Origin of the sequence: Citrobacter sp. wls757 (assembly GCF_005280935.1) — a bacterium.
Classification (GTDB): Bacteria; Pseudomonadota; Gammaproteobacteria; order Enterobacterales; family Enterobacteriaceae; genus Citrobacter; species Citrobacter portucalensis.
Genome location: NZ_SZWU01000060.1, coordinates 248955 through 256799, shown reverse-complemented (window position 1 = coordinate 256799; position 7845 = coordinate 248955). Strand labels below are relative to the sequence as shown.

8 protein-coding genes are annotated in these 7845 nt (G+C 50.7%); 5 read left to right on the top strand and 3 right to left on the bottom strand.

The genetic code is table 11. From position 1 onward, the window contains the following. Positions 1–23: 23 nt before the first annotated feature. From FDW94_RS16120 to FDW94_RS16110, 3 genes are all read right to left on the bottom strand, one after another. Entirely contained in the window at positions 24–713 is a 690-nt protein-coding gene (locus tag FDW94_RS16120) for a type II CAAX endopeptidase family protein (RefSeq protein WP_137377882.1), read from the bottom strand. A gap of 143 nt (positions 714–856) precedes the next feature. After that, positions 857–2347 (bottom strand): ATP-binding protein, encoded by a 1491-nt coding sequence (locus FDW94_RS16115; protein ID WP_137377881.1) that lies wholly within the window; start codon positions 2345–2347, stop codon positions 857–859. Next, on the bottom strand, positions 2344–3066 hold the full coding sequence (locus FDW94_RS16110) for a response regulator transcription factor (RefSeq protein WP_008784719.1): 723 nt from the start codon (positions 3064–3066) through the stop codon (positions 2344–2346). The genes FDW94_RS16115 and FDW94_RS16110 overlap by 4 nt, the downstream gene beginning before the upstream one ends. Positions 3067–3255: 189 nt before the next feature. On the opposite strand from FDW94_RS16110, the gene msrP reads away from it, so the two are divergent. The 5 genes from msrP to FDW94_RS16085 form a co-directional block, all read left to right on the top strand. Then, complete coding sequence (gene msrP / locus FDW94_RS16105; protein ID WP_137377880.1) at positions 3256–4260, top strand: protein-methionine-sulfoxide reductase catalytic subunit MsrP; 1005 nt, start codon at positions 3256–3258, stop codon at positions 4258–4260. Next, positions 4261–4887, top strand: a complete 627-nt coding sequence (gene msrQ / locus FDW94_RS16100; protein ID WP_100272498.1) for a protein-methionine-sulfoxide reductase heme-binding subunit MsrQ — start codon at positions 4261–4263, stop codon at positions 4885–4887. Positions 4888–4934: 47 nt separating this feature from the next. Then, a complete protein-coding gene (locus FDW94_RS16095; RefSeq protein ID WP_032943377.1) occupies positions 4935–6422 on the top strand; it encodes a carboxypeptidase M32 in 1488 nt (495 codons plus the stop codon). A 137-nt stretch (positions 6423–6559) separates the two neighbouring features. Beyond that, on the top strand, positions 6560–6955 hold the full coding sequence (asr, locus tag FDW94_RS16090) for an acid resistance repetitive basic protein Asr (RefSeq protein WP_048214236.1): 396 nt from the start codon (positions 6560–6562) through the stop codon (positions 6953–6955). Positions 6956–7225: 270 nt separating this feature from the next. Continuing rightward, positions 7226–7845, top strand: a 620-nt coding sequence (locus tag FDW94_RS16085; protein WP_249358571.1) for a serine protease, incomplete at its 3' end; no start/stop codon positions are given.

The window sequence follows — 7845 nt, the reverse complement described above, 5'->3', positions numbered from 1 at the left end:
TGCCCGGATTCCGGGCATCACCTTTATGAATCAGGCAGTAACGTCTGGGCTCCCATTTGCAGAGCAATAACCGTCCCGTTCATCACTATATGCAGCATAATTGGCATCAACAGACCGTTGCTTTTCAGTCTGGCCAGGATCAACACCTGCGACACAAGAAACAACATCAGCAACGTGCGTAGATCCACATACTGCGTATGCATGATGGCAAAAATGACCGATACCACCACTGACGACAGCCAGGTTTTATTATTGAACCAGTACTGGAACGCGTTGAATAAACAGCCTCTGAAAACAATTTCCTCATAAACTGGCGCGATAAATATCAGGGTCAATGTAGATAACCACAACGCATAACTACTTAAGGATATTTGGCTGGTCACCCACGCTTCAGTTTGTCTGAGACCCAAAATCAATGGCAGGATAAGCTGAATAAACAGCAGCGCCGCGAACAAAATGGCAAACCACCTGGCGTTGAAAATGCCTTTGCCCAGTCCCTCTCTTTTTCTAAAGAAGAAATAATACAGCGGAACCAGCACAACAAATTCCAGCGCAAACAGCAGCGGAAAAAGTACCCCTTTGGCAAGCAGGTCCTGACTCGCGGGGAAAAACAACGGGGTAAACGTGAGGCCAAACATCAGTAAAAACATTGAAAAGCAGCCAGCAACAGCTTTAGTCCTGGCGATATACAGGTTGTCGGCATCCTGTGACATACGATCTCCTTGCGCTCATCGAAGATAAGTTGATGAATTACCTATGCATGATAAAAATTCTCATTATCACTGACAACCTACCAACTTTTACGCAATGCCCATGAGTACAATGCCAAAACCCTCTTTACTCCGAAACTTCACCGTCAACTACTCAGGGGAGAATCCGCCAGCGGCAACGAGAAACGGAAGCAGGCCCCTGCCGTTGAGCTAACCAGATGTATATCCCCTCCATGCAGTTCGAGCATTCTACGCACGATCAGTAAGCCCAGGCCGCCGCGCTCGGCCCGCTGCTCACGGGGAATTAACGCGGTCGGGCGCTGAAACAATACTTCTCGCACAGCGTCTTCTACCCCTGGCCCACTGTCCTGCACTTCGGCGAATAAACGGTCTTCATCACGCCAGACTTTTAGCCGCACTTCGCCTCCGTCAGGCGTATGACGGATAGCGTTATCCAGCAAATTCGTCACGACTCTTTCTATCATCGATAAATCGGCATTCACCAGCGGTAACGGCCCCGTTACGTCAAGGTGCAACTGCAAATGACGCGTGGCAACAGGGAGATCAAATTTCTGTGCCACGTCCTGGATCAATTCACCAATAGCAAAACGTTCACGCTGCGGTTTTATACCGCCATGCTCCAGCCTTGCCGGCTCAAACAGCTGTTGTGACAGATGGCGAACTTTATGCCCCTGGCGCAGCGCGATGCTAAGATAATGCCGGTTTTCCTCCGGCGTCATCGTATCGGCTTTCAGCGACAGCATTTCCAGATACCCCAACAGCGAAGTCAACGGCGTGCGTAGGTCGTGCGAAATATTGGCAATAAACTCTCTGCGCTGACGATCGCTGTCTGCTAATAAATCCCACTGCTGGGCAATTTTCTGCGCTAACTCAATAAACGCATTGTTCAGCAGCGCTATTTCATTCTCCGGGACCGGTTCGGGATTTTTTTGTGCCAATTGTTTGATGACGGTAATGCTGTCCTTATCCAGTTTTACCACCTGTCCGGTTAGCCTTTTTACTGGATTCGTCACCCATCGCCACACCAGAAAACCTGCAATTCCACCGGCGAATAAAACCAGTATTAACGTCCAGGCCACGGTATTCCAGAGCGTTTTTTGCCAGGCGGTATTCGCCAGCATATTCAGATCTTCGCCCTGCAGAATAATGTACAAATAGCCATGTAGCTCACCGTTATATAAAACTGGCGCGGCGCTGAATACCTTTTGCTGGCTGCTACGCGGATCGTTGCCATAGACGGGCAACGCATCTGAATTAAGGAAATCCTGTATCGGCTGTACGCTAATTTTCTGCCGCTGGATATGCCCCGGCGGTGCGGCATCAGCAAGTATTTCACCTGACGGTGAAATCAGATACAGCTCCACGCTGGGGTTAAGCGTCATCAGGTGATTAAACAATCCTTTTAAGGTCTGGCGATTAATCTGCCCGCTGGCATCAATAAGCGACTCACTTTTGACAATCTTGCTCGCCAACTCCAGCGAGAGCCTTTGCACCATGGCGTCGCCATACTGTTTACTGCTGCGGATCTGGACAGCGCTGACGGTAACCGCACAAATCAGCATAATGGCGGTAAAGACGAGGGTCAGACGCTGGCTCAGCGACAGGCGATAAATCATGGCTGATGCTCCGCGTTAACCGCAGCAAGCTTATAGCCTCGTCCCCAAACCGTGAGAATAATTTCCGGCTCGGCAGCATCCTTTTCAATTTTGGTCCGCAGGCGATTAATATGACTGTTCACCGTATGCTCATACCCTTCATGCTGGTAGCCCCACACCTGATCTAACAGCGCCTGACGCGAAAAGACCTCGCCTGGATGACGGGCGAAAAAATAGAGCAGATCGAATTCGCGCGGCGTTAAATCGAGGGATTTACCATGCAGCCGGACTTCCCGGGCTAATGGGTCAATCTCTACGCCATGAACGGTGATAATCCCCGCCTCCATACGTAGGTTCTGACTCATCGCTTCCTGACGACGAAACAATGCCTTTACCCGGGCCATCAACTCCAGCACCGAGAAAGGTTTGGCCAGATAATCATCGGCACCCATCTCCAGCCCCAATACACGGTGCGTTTCGCTGGTGCGGGCGCTGATGATAATGACGGGCAAATAAAAACTCATTTGGCGAATGCGACGACAAATCTCCAGCCCGTCGACACCTGGCAGCATCAGATCGAGGATAACGGCATCCCAGACGTGTTTCTCCAGTTGTTCAAGCGCACGAGCTCCGTCTGCCTCATGAACAATCTCGTAACCCTCATCCTTCAGGCTAAGCTGCAAAAGTGAGGCAATATCGCTGTCATCTTCCACCAAAAATATCTTTTTCGCGCCTGCCATCAGTGTCATCCCCCTCTCGTCGTGTTGAAAGCTTACCTCAGGCAAGGGGCGGAAGTTATCACAAAATTTTTAACTTTTCGTGAGGATCCAGGGATACGCATGCGAGCAGTATGTCGTTATAGACACGTCAAACATCAACAGGGAAACGTCGCTTTGTTTTCCTTAACATGAAAATAAGAAGGAAAAGTCATGCTAAAAAAACGTCCACTTCGGGAAGCAGATGTTACAGCCGAGTCAGTATTTTTTATGCAACGACGACAGATCCTCAAAGCACTTGGGATAGGTGCTGCTGCGGCCACGCTGTCCTCCCCTACACAGGCTAATTTGCTGGATTGGTTTAAAGGCAACGATCGTCCACCCGCACCCGCAGGCAAAGCGCTTGAGTTCACAAAGCCCGAACGCTGGCAAAACAGCCTGTCACTGACGCCAGAAGACAAGGTGACGGGCTACAACAATTTCTACGAATTTGGTCTGGATAAAGCCGATCCTGCGGCCAATGCCGGTAGCCTGAAAACCGATCCCTGGACGTTAACCATCAGCGGTGAGGTCAACAAACCTTTAACCTTAGATCATGATGCGCTGACCACACGCTTTCCAATAGAAGAGCGTATTTATCGGATGCGTTGCGTTGAGGCCTGGTCAATGGTTGTGCCGTGGGTGGGTTTTCCGTTGCATAAATTACTGGCGCTGGTTGAGCCAACTAGTCACGCCAAATACGTCGCTTTTGAAACACGCTACGCCCCTGATGAAATGCCGGGCCAGAAAGATCGCTTTATTGGCGGTGGGTTGAAATATCCCTATGTCGAAGGTCTTCGTTTGGATGAGGCTATGCACCCGCTCACACTTCTCACCGTAGGTGTATATGGCAAAGCATTGCCGCCGCAAAACGGGGCGCCGATACGCCTGACCGTACCCTGGAAATACGGCTTCAAGGGCATTAAATCGATAGTCAGTATCAAGCTGACGCGTGAACAGCCACCGACGACCTGGAATATGTCAGCACCGAATGAATACGGATTTTACGCCAACGTAAATCCGCAGGTGGATCACCCTCGCTGGTCTCAGGCTACTGAGCGTTTTATCGGTTCGGGTGGCATTCTCGATGTACAGCGACAGCCCACGTTACCTTTTAATGGTTATGCCGATGAGGTGGCATCGTTATATCAGGGCATGGATCTTCGGGAGTATTTTTAAGTGAGGTTGACTGCAAAACAGATAACCGGTCTGAAAGTGCTGCTGCATCTCGCCGGTTTTTTACCCCTGCTATGGCTCTTCTGGGCCGCGCAGCATGGCGGGTTGGGCGCCGACCCGGGAAAAGATATCCAGCACTTTACGGGCATTACCGCGCTGAAGTTTTTGCTGGCTACCCTGCTGGTATCGCCGCTTGCGCGCTATGCAAAGCAGCCTTTGTTGTTTCGTACCCGGCGGTTGTTAGGTTTATGGTGCTTTGCATGGGCCACACTGCATATAACCAGCTATGCTCTGCTGGAACTGGGTATTCAAAACCTGGAATTGTTGGGTCGTGAACTGGTTTCACGCCCATGGCTAATGCTGGGTATGGCCGGTTGGATTATCTTATTCCTGTTGACGTTGACCTCGACACAAGCCGCTCAGCGTAAAATGGGCAAACGCTGGCAAACATTGCACAACTACGTCTACCTGGCCGCCATTTTGCTACCGCTGCATTATCTGTGGTCGGTAAAAGTGCTATCACCGCTCCCTATTATCTACGCCATCTGTTTTGTGGTTCTGCTGGCTTTTCGCTATAAAAAGCTGTTACGGAAAACCGGGTACAAAGGTGTGTTTATGAAAAGTGAGTGAATCACGGTAAACTTCTTAACCACACCTAAACAGAACGAGAACAAAAAATGAGTAACAATGATAATTACCATCAGCTCACCCGCACGTTCCAGCGGCTCTCTCGCTTCTCCCACCTCTCGGCAATCGCCAGTTGGGACATGTTTACCATGATGCCGCCAGGAGGCAGTAAAGCCCGAGGCGAAGCGCTGGCCGAGCTGAGCGTGCTTGAGCACCAACTGTTAACCGATCCGAAAGTGGCAATGTGGATCGCCGCAGCGCAACAGGAAGATCTCAACGATGTAGAACAGGCGAACCTGCGCGAAATGTCGCGATTGCATCACCAGGCATCCTTGTTGCCCGAATCGTTGGTAGAAGCAAAATCTCTTGCGGGAAGCCGCTGTGAGCATGCCTGGCGTAGCCAGCGACCAGCTAATGACTGGGAAGGATTTTCCGATAACCTGAAAGAAGTTGTGAAGTACAGCCGCGAAGAAGCCCTTCTGCGCGCAGAAGCTAAAGGTTGTTCGCCGTATGACGCGCTACTGGACATCTTTGAACCAGGAATGACCAGCGCTCAGTTGGATGTCCTTTTCGCAGACGTTAAAAGCTGGCTGCCCGATCTGCTAAACAAGGTGGTGGCAAAGCAGTCTCAGCAATCGCTCATCGCCCCGGTAGGTCCCTTCCCAACAGCTGTACAGCGAGAGCTGGGTCTTGAAACAATGGCACAGCTAGGTTTCGACTTTACCGCTGGTCGGCTGGATATCAGTGCACATCCTTTCTGTGGCGGCGTACCAGAAGATGTTCGCATTACCACCCGCTATGATGAAAACGAATTACTCAGCGCGCTGTTTGGCGTGATCCATGAAACCGGTCATGCGCGCTATGAGCAAAACCTGCCACGCAGCTGGTCTGGGCAACCTATTGCTCTGGCACGCTCAACCGCCATTCATGAGTCCCAGAGTCTGTTCTTTGAGATGCAACTGGGACGCAGTAAAGCCTTTCTGATGCGGTTGATTCCGGCTGTAACGCGCCACTTTGGCGATCAGGCAGCGTTTGAAGAAAGCAATTTCATCGCCTGGAACCAGCAGGTCAAACCCGGGTTTATCCGTGTTGATGCCGACGAGGTAAGCTATCCCGCTCACGTGATCCTGCGTTATGAAATCGAACGTGCGCTTATTAATGGCGATATTGAAGTGGATGATATCCCGGCATTGTGGAACGAGAAAATGCAGGCCTGGCTGGGGCTGTCAACGATCGGAAACTACCGTAACGGTTGTATGCAGGATATTCACTGGACTGACGGCGGCTTTGGCTACTTCCCTTCCTATACCTTAGGCGCCATGTATGCAGCGCAGTTGTTCAGTGCCGCTAACCGCGCATTGCCTGATTTGAATCAGTCTATTGCCCAAGGTGAGTTTGGTGCCCTGTTTGACTGGTTACGTCAGAACATCTGGCAGCATGGCAGCCGCTTTACTACTGAACAGCTTATTACCCAGGCGACCGGAGAGCCGCTCAGCAGCCGTTATTTCCGTTCTCATCTGGAAGCCCGCTATTTGTAATCTCATACCGTGAGTCATTGTACATATCGTTACACGCCGAAACCAATGACTCACGGAAGCCCTGTGTTTACAGCGATATAGTTATTTCAACGGCCCCGCAGTGGGGTTGAATGAAAAACCAAATCGAGGGTATGAGAATGAAAAAAGTATTAGCTCTGGTTGTTGCCGCTGCTATGGGTCTGTCTTCTGCTGCTTTTGCTGCTGAAACAACTGCTACTACCGCTCCGACTGCTGCTGCAACCACCAAAGCAGCGCCGGCAAAAACCACGCATCATAAAAAACAGCACAAAGCAGCGCCGCAGAAAGCGCAGGCTGCCAAGAAACACGCTAAAAAATCCACCACTAAACCGGCTGTAGAACAAAAAGCGCCAGAGCAGAAAGCTCAGGCTGCTAAAAAACACACCAAAAAAGCAGCAACCAAGCCAGCAGCAGAACAAAAAGCACCAGAGCAGAAAGCTCAGGCCGCTAAAAAACACACCAAAAAAGCCGTAAAACACGACACCGCTAAACCAGCAGCTCAACCTGCAGCATAACGCATTTGTAGTCACTATGGCGTCCCCCACGCCATAGCATACGGCGCTAGATCAACCTGATGTAGCGCCGCCTTTCGGAGGGTAAAATGGTGTCACATTACCGCTTTGAGTTCATTCTTATTACTCTGATAATTTGCGCCCTTATTGCCATGCATTTTTATCTTTCCTGAGTGTAGTTATCTGATTTTACTCCCACTTTCTCGCCGTCCCGTCTATAGTATTAACTGAGGGTTTGCTGTTTATAATCATAATTCCCCACCAGAGTGTGATATGCATAAAACCATTGCTGTATTACTGGGCTCAATTTGTTTTTTTCCTGTTGTTGCGCATGCGGATCAGCCAGCAACGACCACCGCTGAAGCAGAAAGCATAAAAACGCTGTTTTTTGGTCATGACGATCGCACGAAAGTAACGGACCCAACGCAATCACCGTGGGACGCTATCGGACAACTGGAAACCGCCAGTGGTAATCTGTGTACCGCCACGCTCATTTCACCGCATCTGGCCCTGACTGCCGGACACTGCTTGCTCGCTCCACCGAAAGGCAAACCGGATAAAGCCGTCGCGTTACGCTTTGTGTCGAAAAAGGGTGTCTGGCGCTATGAAATCCATGGAATCGAAGGACGGGTTGATCCCTCACTAGGTAAGCGTTTGAAAGCCGATGGCGATGGCTGGATTGTGCCGCCATCAGCAGCCCCGTGGGATTTTGGTCTGGTGGTGCTGCGTTACCCGCCTTCCGGAATCACGCCCCTACCATTATTTGAAGGTGATAAAGCGGCGTTAACCGCGGCGCTGAAAACCGCCGATCGTAAAGTCACACAGTCGGGCTATCCGGAAGATCATCTGGACGATTTGTACACCCATCAGGATTGCGTGGTGACCGGCTGGGC

Coding starts and splice junctions, on each gene's coding strand:
- FDW94_RS16120 (WP_137377882.1), bottom strand. CDS start 713: ATGTCACAGGATGCCGACAACCTGTATATCGCCAGGACTAAAGCTGTT.
- FDW94_RS16115 (WP_137377881.1), bottom strand. CDS start 2,347: ATGATTTATCGCCTGTCGCTGAGCCAGCGTCTGACCCTCGTCTTTACC.
- FDW94_RS16110 (WP_008784719.1), bottom strand. CDS start 3,066: ATGGCAGGCGCGAAAAAGATATTTTTGGTGGAAGATGACAGCGATATT.
- msrP (WP_137377880.1), top strand. CDS start 3,256: ATGCTAAAAAAACGTCCACTTCGGGAAGCAGATGTTACAGCCGAGTCA.
- FDW94_RS16095 (WP_032943377.1), top strand. CDS start 4,935: ATGAGTAACAATGATAATTACCATCAGCTCACCCGCACGTTCCAGCGG.
- asr (WP_048214236.1), top strand. CDS start 6,560: ATGAAAAAAGTATTAGCTCTGGTTGTTGCCGCTGCTATGGGTCTGTCT.